The sequence below is a fragment of the Pseudomonas sp. NFX71 genome (assembly GCF_048079215.1).
Classification (GTDB): Bacteria; Pseudomonadota; Gammaproteobacteria; order Pseudomonadales; family Pseudomonadaceae; genus Aquipseudomonas; species Aquipseudomonas fluorescens_B.
In genome coordinates, this window is sequence record NZ_CP182230.1 from 1,295,276 (window position 1) to 1,316,870 (window position 21,595).

Below are 21,595 nucleotides of genomic sequence, written 5' to 3' on the forward strand. Positions count from 1 at the left end.
CGTAGGAGCTGCCGCAGGCTGCGATCTTTTGACTTTGATGTTCAAGATCAAAAGATCGCAGTCTACGGCAGCTCCTACACGGGCCGCGTCAGACCTGCGCGGTACGCAGTTTTTCGCTGCGGCCACGCAGCCATTCCAGGGTCAGCAGCAGGATCACCGAGAACGCAATCAGCAGCGTTGCCGCGGCGGCAATGGTCGGGCTGAGGTTTTCGCGGATACCGCTGAACATCTGCCGTGGCAAGGTTGCCTGCTCGGGACCGGCGAGAAACAGCGTCACCACCACCTCATCGAACGAGGTCGCAAAGGCAAACAGCGCGCCGGAGATCACGCCGGGCGCAATCAGCGGCAAGGTCACGCGACGGAACGCGGTCAGCGGCGACGCCCCCAGACTTGCGGCGGCCCGCACCAGGTTCTGGTTGAAACCCTGCAACGTCGCCGACACCGTGATAATCACGAACGGCACACCCAGCACCGCGTGCACCACGATCAGCGAGAAGAAGCTGTTGCCCAGACCCAGCGGTGCAAAGAACAAATAGCTGGCCACACCAATGATCACCACCGGCACCACCATCGGCGAAATCACCAGCGCCATCACCAGCGGCTTGCCCGGGAAGTCGCCGCGGGTCAAGCCAATCGCCGCCAGCGTACCGAAGATCATCGCCAGCACGGTCGCTGCCGGGGCGACGATGATGCTGTTCTTCAATGCGCGCATCCATTCCGCCGAGGCGAAGAAATCCTGATACCAGTGCAACGAGAATCCTTGCAGCGGGTACACCAGGAAACTGCCCGAGTTGAACGACAGCGGAATGATCACCAGCACCGGCAGAATCAGGAACAACAGAATCAAGCCGCAGAGAATCCGCAAGCTGTAGAACCACACCCGTTCGATGGGCGACATATAAGGACTCAGCATTTCATTCTCCCCTTAGCTCAGGCGCAGGCGACTGGCGCCCACCAGCCAGCTGTAAATCAGATAAAGCACCACGGTCGCCAACAGCAACAGCCCACCGAGCGCAGTCGCCATGCCCCAGTTGATGCTGGTGTTGGTGTAGAAGGCGACGAAATAGCTGACCATCTGATCGTTCGGGCTGCCCAGCAACGCCGGGGTGATGTAGTAGCCGATGGCGAGGATGAACACCAACAGGCAACCGGCACCGACACCCGCATAGGTCTGCGGGAAGTAGACCCGCCAGAAGCTGGCGAACGGGTGGCAGCCGAGGGAAATCGCGGCGCGCATGTAGGTCGGCGAGATGCCTTTCATGACGCTGTAGATCGGCAGAATCATGAACGGCAGCAGGATGTGCACCATCGAGATGTAGACCCCGGTGCGGTTGAACACCAGCTCCAGCGGTTTATCGATGATGCCCATGGCCATCAGGCCGCTATTGATCAAACCGCCTGATTGCAGCAGCACGATCCACGCGGCAACCCGCACCAGAATCGAGGTCCAGAACGGCAGCAGCACCAGGATCATCAGCAGGTTGCTTTGGCGCGATGGCAGGTTTGCCAACAGGTAGGCCAATGGATAGGCGAGTACCAGGCAAATGGTGGTGATGATCAGGCCCATCCAGAAGGTCCGGGCGAAGATGTCGAGGTAGATTGCCTGATCGGGCGTGGCCGGGGCGATTTCGCCGAGGTCGTCGATGCGGTGATCGACCGCTGCCAGCAGGTAGTACGGCGTGATATTGCTGGTGTTGCGACGAACCGCTTGCCAGTAGGCCGGGTCGCCCCAGCGTTCGTCGAGACCTTCCAGCGCTTCTTTATAAGAGGCCGGTTCGGTGGCGAACGGCAAGGCGCGGGCGGTTTTGGTCAGCAGGCTGCGGTAGCCGGCCAACTCCATGTTCAAGCGCTTGGACAGGTCGCCCAAGGTCTGATTCTTGCGTGCTTCAGCGAGGTCTTCGCTGGCCGCTTTGTACACCGGTTCAGCGGGCAGGCCGCGGCCGTCCCAACCGGCAATGGCCGCCACGGTGCGCGGCATGCCGCCGACCACTTCCGGGTTGCCCACGCTTTTGTAGAGCAGCGCCACGATCGGCACCAGGAACACCAGCAACAGAAACAGCACCAGCGGCGCGATCAAGGCCTGGGCCTTCCAGCGATTGATCCGCTCGGCGTGCTTGAGCCGCTGCTTCAAGGTGGGGTCAGTGCCCGCGTTCAGGGGAATGGCGGTGGCCATGGCGTACTCCGGAAATCTTTGATCATTCGTTGAAGTGGGAGCGAACTGGTGTGGCGAGCGAGCTTGCTCGCGCTGGGCTGCGAAGCGGCCCCAAAATTCTGCTGAAAACGGCTAATTCTGTGAGTGCTGCGCACTCAAGCGGGAGCAAGCTCCCTCGCCACAAAAGCTCGCCCTCACAGGAGGGCGAGCCCTCTGCTTACTTCGCAGCCCAGGAATTGAAGCGCTGTTCCAGTTGCTCGCCGTTGTCAGCCCAGAAGCTGACGTCGATCTGCACCTGGTTGGCGATGTTTTCCGGAGTGGTAGGCATGTCTTTCAGGACATCCTTGGCCAGCAACGGAACAGCCTGGGTGTTGGCCGGGCCGTAAGCGATGTTTTCCGAATAAGTCTTCTGCTGCTGTGGTTGTACCGAGAACGCGATGAATTTCTTCGCCGCTTCAGCACGTGCCTTGTCCAGGCCTTTTGGAATCGCCCATGCGTCGAAGTCGTAGATACCGCCGTTCCACACGACTTTCAGATTGCTTTCTTTCTGTACCGCTGCAATCCGTCCGTTGTAGGCCGAGCTCATGACCACGTCACCGGAAGCGAGGTACTGCGGCGGTTGTGCGCCAGCTTCCCACCACTGAATGCTTGGTTTGAGCTCATCGAGCTTTTTGAACGCGCGGTCCTGACCGTCTTTGCCGGCCAGCACTTTGTAGACGTCCTTCGGCGCAACGCCGTCGGCCATCAGAGCAAATTCCAGGGTGTACTTGGCGCCTTTACGCAGGCCACGCTTGCCCGGGAATTTCTTGGTGTCCCAGAAATCCACCCAGCTGGTTGGTGCGCTTTTCAGCTTGTCGGCGTTGTAGGCCAACACGGTCGACCACACGAAGAAACCCACGCCGCAAGGCTGGATAGCGCCTTTGACGTAATCTTCGGTCTTACCGAACAGCGCCGGGTCGAGTTGCTCGAACATGTCTTCGTCGCAACCACGGGACAATTCTGGCGATTCAACTTCCACCAGGTCCCAGGACACGCTCTTGGTGTCGACCATGGCTTTGACCTTGGCCATCTCGCCGTTGTACTCGCCGGCGACAATCTTGCCGTTACCCGCCGCTTCCCACGGTGCGTAGAAGGCTTTGACCTGCGCAGCCTTGTTCGCCCCGCCAAAGGACACCACGGTCAGGTCCGGGCCCGCCGCCATCGCGTGTGCCGCACCCATCATGCCCATGACCAGGGCGGTGAATTTCAGGGATCTCAACATTTATTGTTCTCTCCACGTGCAGGGTTGGTTGAAGCAGGGGGCGATCAGTTCGCCTCTAAAAGTGGGTCGAGCGCGCGAACGTGTTCGACTTGCCAGCCAAGCGGTACCACGTCGCCAACAGCGAGCGCGGGATCGAGCTCGGCAATCGGTTGTTTCACGAAGAAGTCGGTCTTGCCACAGACTTCCAGGCGAACCCGGACGTGGTCGCCCAGATAGATGAATTCCGCCACCCTCCCTGAGAAGCGGTTGACGCAGGACTCGCTCGAACCATTGAGGCTCACGCGTTCCGGACGAATCGACAGCGTGACGGGTTCGCCGGTCTTGCCGACGTTGACCGCCAGCGCTTCAACCTTTTCACCGCGACCGAGCTCGACCACGCAACGGTCGCCGGTCTGGCTGTGCAGACGGCCATTGAGACGGTTGTTCTCGCCGATGAAGTTGGCGACGAAGGTGTTCTTCGGTTCTTCGTAGAGGCTGCGTGGCGGGGCGATCTGCTGGATTTCGCCCTGATGGAACACGGCCACGCGGTCGGACATGGTCAACGCTTCGCCCTGATCGTGGGTCACGTAGACCACGGTCACGCCGAGGCGCTGGTGCAGGTGTTTGATTTCCATCTGCATGTGTTCGCGCAGTTGTTTGTCGAGTGCGCCGAGGGGTTCGTCCATCAACACCAGTTGCGGCTCGAACACCAGCGCACGGGCCAAAGCCACACGCTGTTGCTGACCGCCGGACAGTTGCGCCGGATAGCGCTGGGCGAAGGTGTCGAGCTGAACCATGCTCAGGACACGTTTGACCCGGTCACTGACATCGCTCTTGTTCAAGCCGCGCACGGTCAGCGGAAACGCGAGGTTCTCGGCGACGGTCATGTGCGGGAACAATGCGTAGTTCTGGAACACCATGCCGATGTCGCGCTTGTGCGGCGGCACGTTGTTGATGGCACGCCCGGCCAGGAGAATTTCGCCGGCGGTTGGCGTTTCGAAACCGGCGAGCATCATCAGGCTGGTGGTCTTGCCCGAGCCGGACGGCCCTAGCAAGGTGAGGAACTCGCCTTTGCGAATATCCAGGTTGAGGTCTTTGACGATCAGGTTCTCGCCGTCGTAGCTCTTCTGCACTCCACGAAAGCTGACCAGAATGTCGCTGGCCCCTGCGTTTGAATCGACCTGGCTCATACCCACACCTTTGTTGTTGATGACTGCTGTGGGCTAAGCCTAGTGGACGCTGGTGACCACGCAAATCGGGGCGCAGGAGAGAATCGCCTCAGCCGGATGGAAGGTTGGGGGTAGGGATTGCCCTACAAGGATGGCGGGGATGGATATGTCGATTCGGGATAGCGACAGGCGGTGAGCTGCAAACCGCAAGAACCGGTAAAAGCGGCGCTGGAGGCATGTCGCAAATGGACATGCCGACATAGTCCCTTCGACAGCTCCTGCGGGTGATCGCGAACAGTTTTCAGAGGAGCTTGTGCTCCATCGCGTACTTCACCAGTTCGGCCAAGGAGGTGATGTTGAGTTTCTGCATCAGCCGCGCCTTGTGGGTGCTGATGGTCTTGCTGCTCAAGGCCAGTTGCTGGGCGATTTCGTTGACGTTGGCGCCCTGGGCCAGGCGTTCGAACACCGAGAATTCACGCTCCGACAACAATGAATGCAGCGGCCGCGAATCGGTCAGGCCGACTTCGAAGACCATGCGGTCGGCCAGCTCCGGGTCGATGTAACGCCCGCCCGCCGCGACTTTGCGGATCGCCGTCAGCAGCAGCGCGGGGTCGCTGTCCTTGGTTGCGTAGCCTGCAGCACCGACCTTCAAGGCCCGCGCAGCCATTTGCGCCTCGTCGTGCATCGACAACACCAGGATTGCGGGCGGATTGTTCAACGCACGGATCCGTGGGATTGCTTCCAGGCCATTGACCCCAGGCATGGAGATATCCAGCAACACCACTTCGCAGGGAACATGGCGCAAGGTCTCGAGCAACTGCTCACCATTGCTCGCCTCCCCCACTACCAGCAAATCCTTGGCCAGGCCGATCAATTGTTTAATGCCTTCGCGAACGATGGTGTGGTCTTCGGCTACCAGTACACGGATCACTTGCCTCTCCTCAATAATTGCCTTGTCGCCAAAAGATCCCAGCCTTCGACAGCTCCTACAGGGGTAGGCGCTCAGCGCAGGAGCTGCCGAAGGCTGCAATCTTTTAGCGGTCCAGCGGCACGCGCACACTCAGGGTCGTGCCCTCACCCGGCTCACTTTCAAGCGACAACTGCCCACCCATGATCAACACCCGCTCGCGCATACCGACAACCCCAAAGGATGTCGGCCTTCCGCTAGCAGGGACAAATCCTACGCCATCATCGCTGACGGTCAGGCACAACTCGTCACCTTCCAGCGCCAACGTCAGTTCGACAGTATGCGCCTGGGCATGGCGCATGACATTGGTCAGCGCCTCCTGAAGGATCCGGAACAGGCCAATCGCCTTGGCATCACTGAGCACCGGCAAGTTGTCCGGCACCTGCACCAGACATGGAATCTGCGTGCGCGCCTCGAAGCGTCGGGCCTGCCATTCGATGGCCGAGGCAATGCCGGCATCGAGAATCGGTGGGCGCAGCGCCGTAGCAACATCGCGCACCAGCTGGAACAGCTGAGCGATCAAGCGCTTCATGCTATTCAATCGTTCGTTCAGACCAGGGTCGAGCTGGGCGTAGGCCAATTCGCACATGGACGTTTCCAGCTTCAACACGGTCAACATCTGACCCAGCTCGTCGTGAACTTCCCGGGCGATACGGCCCTTTTCCTCTTCCCGCACGCTCTCCAAATGCGCCGACAACTCACGCAGTTGCTCGCGGGAGCTGGCCAGTTCCAGTTCGATACGCTTGCTCTCGCTGATGTCCCAGACGATGCCGTCCCAGACATAGGCGCCATCTTCGAGACGTCGAGTGATGGCTTTGATCTCGGCCCAGCGCTGCTCGCCCTGACGCGTGAGAATCCGCCCCTGCCAGGACCAGTCGCTGTCAGTGTCCAGGGCGTGATCCTGCGTCCGGTGGTAGCTGGCCTTGTCGTCCGGGTGCACCAGGCTGCGCAGCCCCTTGTCGCGATGGGCCAGGGTCGCCGGCGAATAACCCACCAGGCTCTCGCTGCCTTCGCTGATGTAGGCAAAGTCGATTTGCCCCGTCACCGGCGCCCGCTCCAGGCGAAAGACCAATCCCGGCACGTTGGCGGCGATCCCTTGCAGGCGTGCCTCGCTTTCCTGCAACGCGGCCAGGGCGCGACGGCGCTCCGTCACGTCATTGAGGTAGACCACCAGGTATTCGCCGTCGCGAAAACGCAAGAAGCTCAACGACACATCCGTCGGCAAAAGGCTGCCATCGGCCCGCAGGCAATTGGTTTCGAAACTTTGCGGGCCTTCTTCGCTGGCGCGGGCGCGTTTCCACAGGTTCAGCCAGCGGTCCATGTGCAGACCGGGCTCGAAGTCGATCAGCGGTCGGTCAATAATGCCGCCCGCCGGATAGCCGAGCATGGTTTCGGCGGCCCGGTTGGCATAGCGCACATGGCTGTCCCAGTTGACCCAGAGAATGCCGACGGTGCTCTGATCGATGGAAAACTGCGTGAGGCGCAACGCTTCCTCACTGGCGGCTCGCAAGGCAATGTCTTCCCGCGCCGCTAACAGACGATGCTCCAGGCTGTGCTGCTGCCGACGCTGCCAGAACACGATCGCCATACAGCTCAGCATCAGCACCGCCAACAGCAGACTGAGGTTCTGCCAGAAACCCGGGGACTCCGTCAGTCGCGGGTACTTGGGTTGCAGCCATTGATTGTGCAGTTGCTCCAGATCCTTGGCCGGGATCGCTCGCAGCGCGCTTTCGACAATGCCGGCGAGTTCCGGCCAGTCCCGCCGCGTGGCCACGCGCAGCAATTGCGGCAGACCGATGTCGCCGACCACTACCAGCCCGGAGAACTCCGGCTCGACAGACAGCCGCCCCAACTGTGCTTCGTCGACCACGGCGTAACTGGCCTGCTGACTCAGCAACAGTTGCAAGGCCTGGCGTTCGATCGGGACGCCCTGGAGGTTCAGGTGCGGGTAATTACTGCGCAGGTAATCGGCGGTGGCGCTGGGCATGCGCACGGCAACGCGGGTCTGGCTGTCGAGTTTTTCCAGCTCCACCCCGCCGGCCGTCTTCTGGTCGCTGACCACCAGTTGCGGCACCCGCATGTAAGGGTCGGAAAACTGCCACAGGCGCAGGCCACCGGGGGTTTGCGCCAGCCCCGGCGCGAGGTCGATTTCACCTTCACGGGCGGCGGCCTCCAGCTGCGCGAGGTCGGGAAAGTTGCGCCAGCTGAGCTCGACCTTGAGCGACTTCGCCAGCCACTTCATCAACTCGACGTTGACCCCGGACAGCCGCTGCAAGCGGCGATCGTATTGCGCATAGGGCACTTGCAACACCAGTCCGACGCGCAATTCACCATGCTGCGCCAACCACTCCTGCTGACGTGCGGACAATTGTGCGACGTGGGTCGGTGGCGCAGGCGCCGCCCAGCCCATCAAGGGAAACCACAAACAGCCGATAACCCACAGGCAGCGAAAACGCTTCATCGAAGTCTCACACACTGACAAATACTGACCAACCCATTAGGCTGCCGGAATAACTTCTGGCCTGGAATATCCGATGCCCCCTGTCTACCGCCTGGCACTGCCAGCATTGTGCCTGTCGCTGATCCTGCCTTGCGCCTTTTCCGTCCAGGCCGCCGATCCCGCACCCGCCGCCGCGGAAAAATCCGCAGAGGAAAAACCGGTCGAACGTCAGCCGTTGCTTGAGCGTAGTCAGGAAGAAGCAACAGCACTTGAGCGAAAAATTCCCGCTCAGGAACAACAACAGCTACAGGCCGGCAGCGACACTTTTCTGGCCTTGTGGAAGCCGGCCAATACCGCTGACCCCAAGGGTGCGGTGATTATCATCCCGGGCGCAGGCGAAACCGTTGACTGGCCTCAAGCAATCAGCCCCCTGCGACGCAAACTGCCCGACGCCGAGTGGAGCAGCCTGAGTATCACCTTGCTCGACCTGCAAAGCGATGCCATTGCGCCACGTACCGTCGAAGTCGCGCCAACACCCAAGGCGCCTGACGTCGGCAGCAAGGACTCGACAACCGCCGCCCCTATCGAGCAAGCGGCTGGCGGTGAGGCGGAAGTCGTCGACAAGGCCATCGCCGAAACCGGCGACGAGCAGGCCAAGGCCGACGCCGAGCGAATCTTCGCACGCATTGATGCGGCCATTGCCTACGCCGAACAACAGAGCGCTCGCCGCATTGTGGTGCTCGGGCATGGCACCGGCGCGTACTGGGCCGCACGTTACCTGAGTGAGAAGCAGCCCTCGCAAGTCGAGAAATTCGCGATGGTCGCCGCCCAGACGCCCGTTGCGGCAAAGCCCGAACTGGCTGAATTGACGCCGACCCTTAAATTGCCGACGGCCGACATCTTCTACATGGACAAGCCGCTGGACCGCAACGCGGCGCTGGAACGCTTGCAGGCCAGCAAGCGTCTGAAGGCTTCGGCGTTCAGTCAGGTATCACTCAAGGCGTTGCCGGGGAATAGCAAGGCTGAGCAGGAGCAGTTGGTGCGGCGGGTGCGGGGTTGGTTGAATCCTCAGCCGGCGGACTGATAAACCGCGGTGCGCCTTTCGCGAGCAAGCCCGCGAAGGCGTCAGTGCTGTCGATACAGAACTCACCGGCTAGCGAAAATCCCGCCGCTGACGGATCAACGTGTAGGCGGTATGCAATTCGCGCGTCTTGTCTGTTGCTTCGCGCACCTGCAACGCCGACGCCCCGCTGCCGGCAATCTTGTCTGGATGATGGCGACTCAGCAGACGTCGATAAGCGCGTTTGATCTGCGCCGGCTCGGTGGTGGCGGACACGCCCAGTATCAGCAGCGCTTGCTGATAAGTGATGGCATTGCTGACTTGCGCTTGCTTATGCGGCTCATAATCCGCCGCCAATGCCTGCACCTGATACGACCTCCAGCCCAACCATTTACCCCATTGGGCAATCAGCTCGCGCTCGGCATGACCGGCGTGGCCATCGGCCCAGATCATCCGCCAGCAGGCGCGCAACACACCTTCCGCCGCATGGGGCTGTGCACTCAAGCGCCGCAGATAGCCGCGCAACCGGTCATGCCCCGACTTGCCGCGGTTGAATGCCATAATCGCCCGGCGTTTTGCCACCTCGCTCATTTCCAGCGCCTGCATTTCCTGACGCGCCTGCTGAATATGACCTTCGACTACCCGCCCGTCACACTTGGCCAACCGCCCCAGCAACACGAAAAGCAGTTCATCGTTACGCAGCACCGGACGGCCACCGAGCGCTTCGCGCAAATGCCCCCAGCTCTGCAGTTTCAAACGCCGATCCAGCGCCTGCCCCAACAACGCGCCGAGCATGGCCCCCGGAATGCTGGCGATGGCAAAGCCCGCTCCGGCTCCAATCAGAGTCCCTGGCCACAGCATGTCAGCGACTCGCTTCAATCAGCGTTTCGACTTCAGCCAGACGCTCGTGAGTGCCGACATCCACCCAACGACCATTCAACCGCTCACCCGTCACCTGTCCGTCAGCCATGGCTTTTCGCAACAGCGGTGCAAGCTTGAAAGCGCCGGCCGAGCAGCCGTCGAACAACTGCGGATGCAACACCGCGATGCCGCTGTAAGTCAGGGTCGGTGTTTCAGGCTGGCCATCGTGCACTTGCCCGTCGACCAGAGTGAAATCGCCCGCCGGATGGTGGTTCGGGTTATCCGCCAGCACCAGATGAGCAAGGCCGTTGATAGGCTGATGCAGCACGCTGAAGTCGTAGTCGGTCCAGATGTCACCGTTGACCACCACAAACGCCTCATCACCCAGCAACGGCAACGCACGGAATATCCCGCCACCGGTTTCCAGTGGCTCACCTTCCGGCGAGTACTGAATGCTCACGCCATAGGGCGAGCCATCACCCAGATAGTCTTCGATCTGCTGACCCAACCATGCATGGTTGATCACGATCTCGGTAAAACCGGCGGCGGCCAGCGCACGCAAGTGGTACTCGATCAATGGCACGCCGCCGGCACGAACCAGCGGTTTGGGCGTCGTCAGGGTCAACGGGCGCATGCGTTCGCCCTTGCCCGCGGCCAGAATCATTGCCTTCATGCAGTCGCTCCAGCACGCAGACTGAGGAGCAGCACATCCAGCTCAGCCAACTCAGGGCGGCGGGCGATCACGGCGTCTATATAAGCAAAGAACCGCGGCACGTCGGCCAGGTAACGCGGTTTGCCGTCGCGGTGACAGATGCGCGCGAAGATGCCGATGACTTTCAGGTGACGCTGCACGCCCATCAGGTCACTGGCGCGCAAGAAGTCTTCGAAGTCCGGCTGAACCGGGATGTCCAGGGCGCCCGCTTGCTGCCAGTAATCTTCCAGCCAGCCGCGCACACGTTCCTCGGGCCAGCTCAGGAAAGCGTCCTTGAACAGGCAGGTCACGTCGTAGGTCACCGGGCCGTAGACCGCGTCCTGGAAATCCAGCACACCGGGATTCGGCTCGCTCAGCATCAGGTTGCGCGGCATGTAGTCGCGATGCACCAGCACTTTGGGTTGCGCCAGCGCACTGTCGATCAACAGCTCGGTCACGTTCTTCCAGAGTATTTGTTGCGCAGCGTCGAACTCGATGCCCAACTCACGCTTCACGTACCACTCAGGAAACAATTCCAGCTCGCGACGCAACAGCGCCACGTCGTAACTCGGCAGCGGTGCAACCATCGGCAATTGCTGAAAAGCGAGCAGTGCCTGCAAGGCATCCTTGAACAAATCGTCGGCATTTTCGCTGTCGATGACATCCAGATACGTCTGGTTGCCGAGGTCGTTGAGCAAAAGAAAACCGCGTTCGAGGTCTTCGGCATAAATTTTCGGCACATTTATTCCGGATTTCGCCAGTAAAAAAGCGATATCCACGAAGGGTTTGCAGTTTTCCTGGGGCGGTGGCGCGTCCATTACGACGAAACTTCTGCCTGCGCCTTCCCAGCGAAAATAGCGCCGAAAACTCGCATCACTGCTGGCCGCGGTCAACGTGGCCGGGGGTACGGCGCCCCAACCTTGCTCTGCAAAGAGGGTCGCCAACTGCTCATCGAGCCAAACTTTCAGGTGTTGCAAACGTACATCTTGGTCAGGCATTGCAAGGGTCTCCGACGGCGCTAGCCGTCAAGCGGGTCATGCTTTATTATCCAGCATCTTTTTCAGACCATCGAGAGGCGTGCGGCCCACACCGCGGGCAGATGGCACGCAGGAAGCCCGGACTAATAAGATGGCATTGAAATCCCCCGCGTTTCGTAAAAAATTTCCGTTGTTGGTTACCGGCAGTCTGCTGGCCCTGCAACCTCTAGCCACTTCATTCGTGGTCGCCGCGGAACAGTATGACTGCTCAGTCTCTGCTTCGGGTGCCTGGGACTGTGCGCCAAAGACGCCGGCGGCTGCATTGCCACCGCGTCCCGTCCATGACGGCAGCGCAGTCTCCGCGACCGGTGAAGCACCGGCCGAGAGCGGCGCCAGTGAAGACACTGGCCCCAAGACTGCGCTGGTCACCGAAGCCAAAGGCCGCGGTCTCAAGTCACGTAGCGAAGACTACAGTCACCTCGACTGGGTTCCGCGCGAGAAGCTCACTGCAGCGCAATTGGCCGAAACCGGTCCTTATTGCTCTGGTTCCTATATCGAACCGATTCGTCCTGGCATGAATGACAAGACGAATAAAAGTGACGCTCCGACCTTTGTCGGCGCCAAGGCCTCCCGCTATAAGCAGGACGAGCAGATTGCCACCCTGGCGGGCGACGTGGTCTTGCGTCAGGGCAGCATGCAGGCTGAAGCCGACGAAGCGAACCTCTATCAGGCCGAGAGCCGTGGCGAGCTGGACGGCAACGTACGCATTCGCGACAACGGCGCGCTGATCGTCGGCGACCACGCCGAAGTACAGCTCGACACCGGGGAAGCCAAGGTCGACAACGCCGAATACGTGATGCACAAATCCCGTATCCGCGGTAACGCGCTGTACGCCAAACGTGCCGAGAACGCGATCATCCGCCTCAAGGATGGTACGTACACCACGTGCGAACCGAACAGCAACGCCTGGCAGCTCAAGGGCAACAACATTACCTTGAACCCGGCCACCGGTTTCGGTACCGCCACCAACGTGACGCTGCGGGTCAAGGACATTCCGGTTCTGTACACGCCGTACATCTATTTCCCGATCGACGACCGTCGTCAGTCCGGCTTCCTGCCGCCGACCATCGGCACTGGCAGCGATACCGGCTTCCTGCTCGTCACGCCGTACTACTTCAACCTGGCACCGAACTACGATGCCACGTTGTACCCGCGCTACATGAGCAAGCGCGGCCTGTTGATGGAAGGCGAATTCCGTTACCTGACCAAATCCAGCGAAGGTCAGTTCGGCGCCGCGTACCTCAATGATGACAACACCGATCGCAGTCAGCAGACCGACTACGAAAAAACCCGCTACATGTACAACTGGCAACACAAGGGCGGTCTTGACTCTCGCGTTTTCACCCAGGTCGATTACACCAAGATCAGCGATCCGTATTACTTCCAGGATCTGCAGACCGATCAGATTGGCGTGAAAGCCGACGATTACGTCAACCAGCAAGGTTCCGTCACCTACCGTGGCGACAGCTACACCGCTCGTTTGAACGCCCAGGCGTATCAGCTTGCAACCGTTTCGAACATCACGCCGTATGATCGTTTGCCGCAGCTCACCTTCAATGGTCAGTTGCCGGTACATCCGCAAGGCTTGAATTTCGACTACGAAACAGAAATCGTGCGGTTTGAGCGGGATCTGGAAACAGGTCAGTTTTCCGATGAAAACGGCGTCCTGTCGCCTCGCCTGGACACCAACGTGACGGGCCTGGCGCGCGCCAACGGTAATCGTCTGAACCTCAAGCCAGGTGTGAGCCTGCCTTTGGATTGGACGTATGGTTTCGTGAAGCCATCGCTCAAGTATCAGTACACTCAGTACGACCTTGATCTTGATGGCACCGGCAAGAACGATCTCCTGACGAATCGCAATAACGCCTCGGCCCTCGGCGAGTCGTTCAGCAGTTCGCAAAACCGTGGCGTCCCGATTGCGAGCATTGACAGCGGCCTGTATTTCGACCGCGACACCACCTGGTTCGGTAAAAACTATCGCCAAACCCTGGAACCTCGCCTGTTCTACCTCTATGTACCTGAGGAAGACCAGAAGGACATCCCGGTCTTCGACACCGGCGAATACACCTTCAACTATGCGTCTCTGTTCCGCGACAACCGCTTCTCCGGCTCCGACCGCGTCGGCGACGAGAACAAACTGTCGCTGGGTGTGACCAACCGCTGGATCGAGGAAGACGGCTTCGAGCGCCAACGCATCAGCGTCGGCCAGGCCTTGTATTTCAAGGATCGCGAAGTCCAGTTGCCGGGTATCGATGCAAAAACCCGCGACGATGCAAATGCCAATGTTTCACCGTATGCGCTGGAATACGAATACCGCTGGAACCGCGATTGGCGCACAACCGCCGATTACAACTGGGACCCGGACAGCCACAGCCCTCGCTCGGGCAGCGCGATGTTCCACTACCAGCCTGAAGACAACCCGAACAAGGTCATCAACGCCGGCTATCGCTATCGTAATGACCAGGTCCGTTACGACCAGAACACCGGCAAGTGGTCGGTGGGCGGTGGTGACTACGGCACTCCGGGCACCCCGGGCTACGTGAAGGACTACTACAAGATCCAACAGCACGATTTCTCGGTGATCTGGCCGATCGTGCCGCAGTGGAACGCCATCAGTCGCTGGCAGTATGACTACAACCGCAACCGTACCCTGGAAGCCTTCGGTGGTTTCGAGTACGACAACTGCTGCTGGAAACTGCGCCTGATCAATCGGTACTGGGTGTCGTATGACGAGTTCAGTCAGAACGCCCCGGAAAACGAAAAAGGCGACCATGGCATCTTCCTACAAATCGTTCTGAAAGGTCTCGGCGGCCTCACCGGCGCCAAAGTAGAGAGCTTCCTCGACAAAGGCATCCAAGGTTATCGTGAACGTGAAGACCAAGCTTTCTGATTGTCTGCGCCCGCTCGTGCTGGGCGCGCTGTTCCTGGGTACTGCGGCGAATGCCGCGGTACAGTCCATCGATAGAGTGGTGGCCATTGTCGATAACGACGTGGTCATGCAGAGCCAACTGGACCAGCGCGTTCATGAAGTTCAGCAAACCATCGCCAAACGCGGCGCTTCCGCGCCGCCGGCCAGCGTGCTGGACCAGCAGGTGCTTGAGCGTCTGATCGTCGAGAACCTGCAACTGCAGATCGGCGAACGCTCCGGCATTCGCATTACCGATGAAGAGCTGAACCAGGCCGTCGGCACCATTGCCCAGCGCAATAACATGTCGATTGAACAATTCCGTGCCGCCCTGACTCGCGACGGTCTGTCCTACGACGACGCCCGTGAGCAGATTCGCCGCGAAATGATCATCAGCCGTGTGCGTCAACGCCGTGTGGCCGAACGCATCCAGGTCTCCGAGCAGGAGGTGAAGAACTTCCTCGCTTCCGATCTTGGCAAGATGCAGCTGTCCGAAGAATTCCGTCTGGCCAACATCCTGATTCCTACGCCGGAAAGTGCCAATTCCGAAGCGATTCAGAATGCGGCGAAACAGGCTGATGCGGTTTACCAGCAGCTCAAGCAAGGCGCTGACTTCGGTCAGTTGGCAATCGCCAAATCCGCCAGCGAAACCGCACTGGAAGGCGGCGATATGGGCTGGCGTAAAGCCGCTCAATTGCCACCTCCGTTCGATCGTATGCTGAGCACCATGGCGGTTGGCGACGTTACCCAGCCAATGCGCACGCCGGGCGGCTTCATCATCCTGAAGATCCTCGACAAGCGTGGTGGCGAGACCCAGACACGTGACGAAGTGCACGTGCGTCATATCCTGGTCAAACCAAGTCCGATCCGCGACGAAGCAAAAACCAAAGCCTTGGCGCAATCGCTCTATAGCCGTATCGAAGCGGGCGAAGATTTCGGCGAACTGGCGAAAAACTACTCGGAAGATCCGGGTTCCGCCCTCAACGGTGGCGACCTGAACTGGATCGATCCGAATGCATTGGTGCCTGAATTCCGCGAAGTGATGGCCAACACCCCGCAAGGTCAGCTGTCCAAGCCGTTCCAGACTCAATATGGCTGGCACGTTCTGGAAGTCCTTGGCCGTCGCGCCACCGACAGCACCACCCAGGCCCGTGAACAGCAAGCCATGACCGTACTGCGTAACCGCAAATACGACGAAGAGCTGCAAACCTGGCTGCGTCAGATCCGTGACGAAGCGTACGTAGAGATCAAACTTCCTGGTGCAGACCAGGCAGCGCAGTGAAACCCAAGCGTTTCGCGCTGACACCCGGTGAACCGGCCGGCATAGGTCCTGACCTGTGCCTGCTGCTCGCCTCGCAAGCCCAGCCACACCCCCTGATTGCCATTACCAGTCGCGACCTGCTCACAGAGCGGGCCGCGCAGCTCGGTGTGGTTGTCGATTTGCTGCCAGTCACGCCTGGTGCCTGGCCGGATGTACCCGCACCAGCCAACAGCCTGTATGTCTGGGATACGCCGCTTAGTGCGCCAGTCATTGCCGGTCAACTCGACAAAGCCAATGCGGCTTTCGTTCTGGAAACCCTGACCCGCGCGGGTCAGGGCTGCCTGGACGGGCATTTTGCCGGGATGATTACCGCCCCTGTGCACAAGGGTGTGATCAATGAATCAGGCATCGCCTTTTCCGGTCATACGGAATTTCTCGCTGACCTGACGCATACCGCACAGGTGGTGATGATGCTCGCGACTCGCGGATTGCGCGTAGCCCTGGTCACCACTCACCTGCCCCTTCGCGAGATCGCCGATGCAATCACGCCGGAGCGTCTGGAACGGGTCACGCGGATTCTGTACGCCGACCTGCAAGAAAAATTCGGCATCGCCCGGCCACGCATCCTGGTCTGCGGGCTCAACCCGCACGCCGGTGAAGGTGGACACCTGGGCCATGAAGAAATCGACATCATCGAACCTACATTAGAGCGCCTGCGCGGCGAGGGCATGGACCTTCGCGGCCCCCTGCCCGCCGACACTCTGTTTACCCCCAAATATCTGGAGCACTGCGACGCGGTGCTGGCGATGTACCACGACCAGGGCTTGCCCGTGCTGAAATACAAAGGCTTCGGCGCGGCAGTCAACGTGACCCTCGGCTTGCCGATCATCCGCACCTCGGTCGACCACGGCACTGCCCTGGACCTGGCCGGCAGCGGTAAAATCGACACCGGCAGCCTGCAAGTCGCCCTGGAAACCGCCTACCAGATGGCCGAGACCCGTTTATGACCGAGCATTACCAACACCGGGCGCGCAAGCGTTTCGGCCAGAACTTCCTGCATGATGCCGGCGTTATCGACCGCATCCTGCGCTCCATCCATGCCAAACCCGAAGACCGCCTGCTGGAAATCGGCCCTGGCCAGGGTGCGCTGACTCAAGGCCTGCTGAACAGCGGTGCCCAGTTGGACGTGGTGGAGCTGGACAAAGACCTGATCCCGATCCTCAACCAACAGTTCGCCGGCAAGAGCAACTTCAACCTGCATCAGGGTGACGCGCTGAAGTTCGACTTCAACAGCCTGAACGCCGCACCGAACAGCCTGCGCGTGGTTGGCAACCTGCCGTACAACATCTCTACGCCGCTGATTTTTCACCTGCTGAACAACGCGGGCATCATTCGCGACATGCACTTCATGCTGCAGAAAGAAGTGGTCGAGCGTCTGGCGGCAGGCCCTGGCGGCGGTGACTGGGGTCGCCTGTCGATCATGGTCCAGTACCACTGCCGCGTAGAGCACCTGTTCAACGTTGGCCCGGGCGCGTTCAACCCGCCGCCTAAAGTCGATTCGGCCATCGTACGCCTGGTGCCTCACGCAGTACTGCCACACCCGGCCAAGGATCACCGCCTGCTGGAGCGCGTCGTGCGCGAAGCCTTCAACCAGCGCCGCAAGACCCTGCGCAACACCCTGAAATTGCTGCTGAGCAACGACGAAATCACCGCCGCCGGTGTCGACGGCAGCCTGCGTCCTGAACAGCTCGATCTGGCCGCCTTTGTGCGCCTGGCCGACAAGCTCAGCGAACAAGTCCTACAGAAGCCCGCCGCCGACTGACAGGCAACAAGCGTTATCGGGTAGGACACCAGCCCCCATGTCTGGTTTACTACCCGATACTTGGCCTAGACTGAGACATCAGCTACGCCCCGCGTCCCGCTTCGTTTTTAAGGCCTCTTGCATGTCCGATTCTCGTTATCAGGTCGACGTCAGCGTCGTCACCCGCTATCTGGCAGAACAATCGCAACCCGAGCAAAACCGCTTTGCCTTCGCTTACACCATTACCGTGCACAACAGTGGCGAGTTACCAGCCAAGCTGTTGTCCCGGCACTGGGTCATCACCGATGGCGACGGACATGTCGAAGAGGTTCGCGGTGCCGGCGTCGTGGGTTTGCAACCGCTGATCCTGGCCGGCGGCGACCACACCTACAGCAGTGGCACAGTGATGACGACCAAGGTCGGCACCATGCAAGGCAGCTATCAAATGATTGCCGAGGACGGTAAGCATTTCGACGCCATCATCGCCCCATTCCGCCTGGCGGTGCCTGGGGCCCTGCACTGATGGCGACGTATGCCGTAGGCGACCTGCAAGGGTGCCTCGACCCCCTGAAATGCCTGCTTGAGCAAGTCGCCTTCGACCCTGCCCGGGACAAACTGTGGCTGGTCGGCGATCTGGTCAACCGTGGTCCGCAATCGCTGGAAACCTTGCGCTTCCTTTATAGCCTGCGCGAGTCACTGGTATGCGTACTGGGCAACCACGACTTGCACTTGCTGGCTGCTGGCCACAACATCGAACGCCTGAAGAAAGCCGACACCCTGCGCGAGATTCTTGAAGCGCCAGATAGCGCGGAACTGCTGGAGTGGGTGCGCCAGCAAAAGCTCATGCATTACGACGAACAGCGCAACATCGCCCTGGTCCACGCCGGCATACCGCCACAATGGTCGCTGCGCAAAGCCTTGAAGTACGCCGCCGAGGTCGAAGAGGCGCTGCGCGACGACAACCGTTTTGCGCCTTACCTCGATGGCATGTACGGCAACGAGCCGTTGAAGTGGGACAGTGATCTCAAAGGCGTAACCCGCCTGCGCGTGATCACCAACTATTTCACCCGCATGCGTTTCTGCACCAGCGAAGGCAAGCTGGACCTCAAGAGCAAGGAAGGTCTCGACACTGCACCGGAGGGTTACAAACCCTGGTTCCAGTTCAAGGAGCGCAAGACCAAGGGCGTGAAGATCATCTTCGGCCACTGGGCAGCACTTGAGGGCCAGTGCAACGAGCCGGGCATCTTAGCCCTCGACACCGGTTGCGTCTGGGGTGGTTCGATGACCCTGATGAACGTCGACACCTTTGAACGCCTGCAGTGCAAATGCGACGAGCATGGCCATGCCCTGCCGCCAGTCGCCTCCCCTATTCCCGAACAAACGTCAGCCAGCGCCCAGCGCTAGACTGCGCTTTCAGCCGAGCCACAGGAGCCCGCCATGAGCGAATTCAAACGCATCCCCCCAGAACAGGCCCAGGCCCTGCGCGAACAAGGCGCGGTGGTGGTCGATGTTCGAGATCCTGCAACATATGCCGCGCTGCATATCGCCGGCTCGAAGCATCTGGACAACGTCTCCATCTCGGATTTCATCCGCGCCGCCGATCTTGATGCACCGACGGTCGTGGTCTGTTATCACGGCAATTCCAGCCAGAACGCGGCGGCTTACCTGATCAGCCAGGGTTTCTCCGACGTCTACAGCATGGATGGCGGTTTTGAGCTGTGGCGTACGACTTATCCTTCGGAAACAGCACAAGGCTCTTCCGAATAATTTTTTTGTAACACGCAAGCCCCCGGCTCCCGCGGGCTAGCGCCGTGGCAGACGAACGGTCAGCCACAACTAATTACGTATCCGCCCTTTACCTCCTGAATTCCCAACTATCCTTAAGCGCAGGCCATCCAAAACAGGGGAGAGCCGGTACACCGGCGCGCGGATCATCGGGAGTAGCTTTCGGAGTCGTCAGCTTCGAGAGAGTTCTGGGGGGTAAACAGCAACTGCCTGTTCGGTTGCTGCCAGCATCGACTGAATGATCCGGCGTCGGCTCCACGTATCGAGCGAGGTGACGTCATGAGTATCTTTAGCCACTTCCAACAACGCTTCGAGTCCACACGCCAGGAAGAACTCTCGCTACAAGAGTACCTGGAGCTGTGCAAAAACGACCGCAGCGCCTACGCTTCCGCCGCCGAGCGTCTCTTGCTGGCCATCGGAGAACCGGAGCTGCTCGACACCTCGACCAACTCGAGGCTTTCGCGAATCTTTTCCAACAAGGTAATCCGTCGCTATCCGGCCTTTGAAGACTTCCACGGGATGGAAGAATGCATCGACCAGATCGTCTCGTATTTCCGCCACGCCGCTCAGGGCCTGGAAGAGAAGAAACAGATCCTCTATCTGCTCGGTCCTGTCGGTGGCGGTAAATCGTCCCTGGCCGAGAAGCTGAAACAGCTGATCGAGAAGGTGCCTTTCTACGCGATCAAAGGCTCGCCGGTTTTCGAATCGCCCCTGGGTCTGTTCAACGCCACTGAAGATGGCGCGATCCTTGAGGAAGACTTCGGCATTCCGCGACGCTATCTCAACACCATCATGTCGCCATGGGCCACTAAACGCCTGGCCGAATTCGGTGGCGACATCAGCCAGTTCCGCGTGGTGAAACTCTATCCGTCGATCCTCAACCAGATCGCCGTGGCCAAAACCGAGCCGGGAGATGAAAACAACCAGGACATCTCGGCACTGGTGGGCAAGGTCGATATCCGCAAACTGGAAGAGTTCCCGCAGAACGACGCCGACGCCTACAGCTACTCGGGCGCACTGTGCCGGGCCAACCAGGGCCTGATGGAATTCGTCGAGATGTTCAAGGCGCCGATCAAGGTGCTGCACCCATTGCTGACCGCCACCCAGGAAGGCAACTACAACAGTACCGAAGGCCTGGGGGCGATTCCGTTTACCGGGATCCTGCTGGCCCACTCCAACGAATCGGAATGGCACACCTTCCGCAACAACAAGAATAACGAAGCCTTCATCGACCGGATCTACATCGTCAAAGTGCCGTACTGCCTGCGGGTCAGCGACGAAGTGAAGATCTACGACAAGCTTCTGTTCAACAGTTCGCTGGCCAAGGCGCATTGCGCGCCGGACACCCTGAAAATGCTGGCCCAGTTCACCGTGCTTTCACGCCTGAAGGAGCCGGAAAACTCCAACATCTATTCCAAGATGCGGGTGTATGACGGTGAAAACCTCAAGGACACCGATCCAAAGGCCAAGTCGATCCAGGAATACCGCGACAATGCGGGTGTCGACGAAGGCATGAACGGCCTGTCGACGCGCTTCGCGTTCAAGATTCTGTCGAAGGTCTTCAACTTCGATCCGCACGAAATCGCCGCCAACCCGGTGCACTTGCTCTACGTGCTGGAACAACAGATTGAACAGGAGCAATTCCAGGCCGAAACCCGTGAACGCTACCTGCGGTTCCTCAAGGAATACCTGGCGCCGCGTTATATCGAGTTCATCGGCAAGGAAATCCAGACCGCCTACCTCGAGTCTTACAGCGAGTACGGCCAGAACATCTTCGATCGTTACGTGCTGTATGCCGACTTCTGGATCCAGGACCAGGAGTATCGCGACCCGGAAACCGGCGAGATTCTCAACCGCGTGGCACTGAACGAAGAACTGGAGAAAATCGAAAAACCGGCCGGCATCAGCAATCCGAAGGATTTCCGCAACGAAATCGTCAACTTTGTGCTGCGCGCCCGAGCCAACAACAACGGCAAGAACCCGACCTGGCTCAGCTACGAAAAACTGCGGGTGGTCATCGAGAAGAAAATGTTCTCCAACACCGAGGACCTCCTGCCGGTCATCAGCTTCAACGCCAAGGCCAGCAAAGAGGACCAGCAGAAGCACAACGACTTCGTCACACGGATGGTCGAGCGGGGCTACACCGACAAACAGGTACGACTGCTGTCCGAGTGGTACTTGCGGGTCAGAAAATCACAATAACCCGCTGCCGGTCAGACCGGTTGT

Annotated in this window: 18 protein-coding genes; 9 read left to right on the forward strand and 9 right to left on the reverse strand. The window is 59.8% G+C overall.

The window, feature by feature from the left end; genetic code table 11:
- Positions 1-88: 88 nt before the first annotated feature.
- From ACM1ZW_RS06050 to ACM1ZW_RS06075, 6 genes are all read right to left on the reverse strand, one after another.
- Positions 89-913 (reverse strand): ABC transporter permease, encoded by an 825-nt coding sequence (locus ACM1ZW_RS06050; RefSeq protein WP_253552217.1) that lies wholly within the window; start codon positions 911-913, stop codon positions 89-91.
- A gap of 12 nt (positions 914-925) precedes the next feature.
- Positions 926-2,173 carry an ABC transporter permease gene (locus ACM1ZW_RS06055; RefSeq protein ID WP_017341103.1) on the reverse strand — a complete coding sequence of 416 codons (1,248 nt, stop codon included), beginning with the start codon at positions 2,171-2,173 and terminating at the stop codon, positions 926-928.
- A gap of 196 nt (positions 2,174-2,369) precedes the next feature.
- Positions 2,370-3,413: an ABC transporter substrate-binding protein gene (locus tag ACM1ZW_RS06060; protein WP_017341104.1), complete on the reverse strand. Its 1,044-nt coding sequence runs from the start codon at positions 3,411-3,413 to the stop codon at positions 2,370-2,372.
- Positions 3,414-3,457: 44 nt separating this feature from the next.
- The gene (locus ACM1ZW_RS06065; protein WP_017341105.1) at positions 3,458-4,582 is read right to left on the reverse strand and encodes an ABC transporter ATP-binding protein; all 1,125 of its coding nucleotides are present in this window, start codon (positions 4,580-4,582) and stop codon (positions 3,458-3,460) included.
- Between the two features lie 280 nt (positions 4,583-4,862).
- The gene (locus ACM1ZW_RS06070; RefSeq protein ID WP_017341106.1) at positions 4,863-5,492 is read right to left on the reverse strand and encodes a response regulator transcription factor; all 630 of its coding nucleotides are present in this window, start codon (positions 5,490-5,492) and stop codon (positions 4,863-4,865) included.
- 103 nt (positions 5,493-5,595) lie between these two features.
- A complete protein-coding gene (locus tag ACM1ZW_RS06075) occupies positions 5,596-7,989 on the reverse strand; it encodes a PAS domain-containing sensor histidine kinase (RefSeq protein WP_017341107.1) in 2,394 nt (797 codons plus the stop codon).
- Positions 7,990-8,062: 73 nt separating this feature from the next.
- On the opposite strand from ACM1ZW_RS06075, the gene ACM1ZW_RS06080 reads away from it, so the two are divergent.
- Positions 8,063-9,052: an alpha/beta hydrolase family protein gene (locus ACM1ZW_RS06080; protein WP_416740309.1), complete on the forward strand. Its 990-nt coding sequence runs from the start codon at positions 8,063-8,065 to the stop codon at positions 9,050-9,052.
- Positions 9,053-9,121: 69 nt separating this feature from the next.
- On the opposite strand, the gene ACM1ZW_RS06085 is transcribed toward ACM1ZW_RS06080, so the two are convergent.
- From ACM1ZW_RS06085 to ACM1ZW_RS06095, 3 genes are read right to left on the reverse strand one after another with little or no spacing between them, the layout of a single operon-like run.
- Positions 9,122-9,889 carry a DnaJ domain-containing protein gene (locus ACM1ZW_RS06085; RefSeq protein ID WP_017341109.1) on the reverse strand — a complete coding sequence of 256 codons (768 nt, stop codon included), beginning with the start codon at positions 9,887-9,889 and terminating at the stop codon, positions 9,122-9,124.
- Position 9,890: 1 nt separating this feature from the next.
- Positions 9,891-10,562: an N-acetylmuramate alpha-1-phosphate uridylyltransferase MurU gene (gene murU, locus ACM1ZW_RS06090; protein WP_017341110.1), complete on the reverse strand. Its 672-nt coding sequence runs from the start codon at positions 10,560-10,562 to the stop codon at positions 9,891-9,893.
- A complete protein-coding gene (locus ACM1ZW_RS06095) occupies positions 10,559-11,578 on the reverse strand; it encodes an aminoglycoside phosphotransferase family protein (RefSeq protein ID WP_017341111.1) in 1,020 nt (339 codons plus the stop codon). The genes murU and ACM1ZW_RS06095 overlap by 4 nt, the downstream gene beginning before the upstream one ends.
- A 130-nt stretch (positions 11,579-11,708) precedes the next feature.
- Here ACM1ZW_RS06095 and ACM1ZW_RS06100 point away from each other — a divergent pair, with 130 nt between their 5' ends.
- The 8 genes from ACM1ZW_RS06100 to ACM1ZW_RS06135 all read left to right on the forward strand — a co-directional run bounded on the left by ACM1ZW_RS06100 (position 11,709) and on the right by ACM1ZW_RS06135 (position 21,571).
- A complete protein-coding gene (locus ACM1ZW_RS06100) occupies positions 11,709-14,507 on the forward strand; it encodes an LPS-assembly protein LptD (RefSeq protein ID WP_416740310.1) in 2,799 nt (932 codons plus the stop codon).
- Entirely contained in the window at positions 14,488-15,804 is a 1,317-nt protein-coding gene (gene surA, locus ACM1ZW_RS06105) for a peptidylprolyl isomerase SurA (protein WP_017341113.1), read from the forward strand. The genes ACM1ZW_RS06100 and surA overlap by 20 nt, the downstream gene beginning before the upstream one ends.
- Entirely contained in the window at positions 15,801-16,790 is a 990-nt protein-coding gene (gene pdxA / locus ACM1ZW_RS06110; RefSeq protein ID WP_017341114.1) for a 4-hydroxythreonine-4-phosphate dehydrogenase PdxA, read from the forward strand. The genes surA and pdxA overlap by 4 nt, the downstream gene beginning before the upstream one ends.
- Complete coding sequence (gene rsmA, locus ACM1ZW_RS06115) at positions 16,787-17,605, forward strand: 16S rRNA (adenine(1518)-N(6)/adenine(1519)-N(6))-dimethyltransferase RsmA (RefSeq protein ID WP_017341115.1); 819 nt, start codon at positions 16,787-16,789, stop codon at positions 17,603-17,605. The genes pdxA and rsmA overlap by 4 nt, the downstream gene beginning before the upstream one ends.
- A gap of 121 nt (positions 17,606-17,726) precedes the next feature.
- On the forward strand, positions 17,727-18,107 hold the full coding sequence (gene apaG / locus ACM1ZW_RS06120; RefSeq protein WP_017341116.1) for a Co2+/Mg2+ efflux protein ApaG: 381 nt from the start codon (positions 17,727-17,729) through the stop codon (positions 18,105-18,107).
- Positions 18,107-18,988 carry a symmetrical bis(5'-nucleosyl)-tetraphosphatase gene (locus ACM1ZW_RS06125; RefSeq protein ID WP_017341117.1) on the forward strand — a complete coding sequence of 294 codons (882 nt, stop codon included), beginning with the start codon at positions 18,107-18,109 and terminating at the stop codon, positions 18,986-18,988. The genes apaG and ACM1ZW_RS06125 overlap by 1 nt, the downstream gene beginning before the upstream one ends.
- 33 nt (positions 18,989-19,021) lie before the next feature.
- Positions 19,022-19,351: a thiosulfate sulfurtransferase GlpE gene (gene glpE / locus ACM1ZW_RS06130; protein ID WP_416740311.1), complete on the forward strand. Its 330-nt coding sequence runs from the start codon at positions 19,022-19,024 to the stop codon at positions 19,349-19,351.
- Positions 19,352-19,648: 297 nt separating this feature from the next.
- Entirely contained in the window at positions 19,649-21,571 is a 1,923-nt protein-coding gene (locus ACM1ZW_RS06135) for a PrkA family serine protein kinase (protein WP_017341119.1), read from the forward strand.
- The last annotated feature ends 24 nt before the right edge of the window (positions 21,572-21,595 follow it).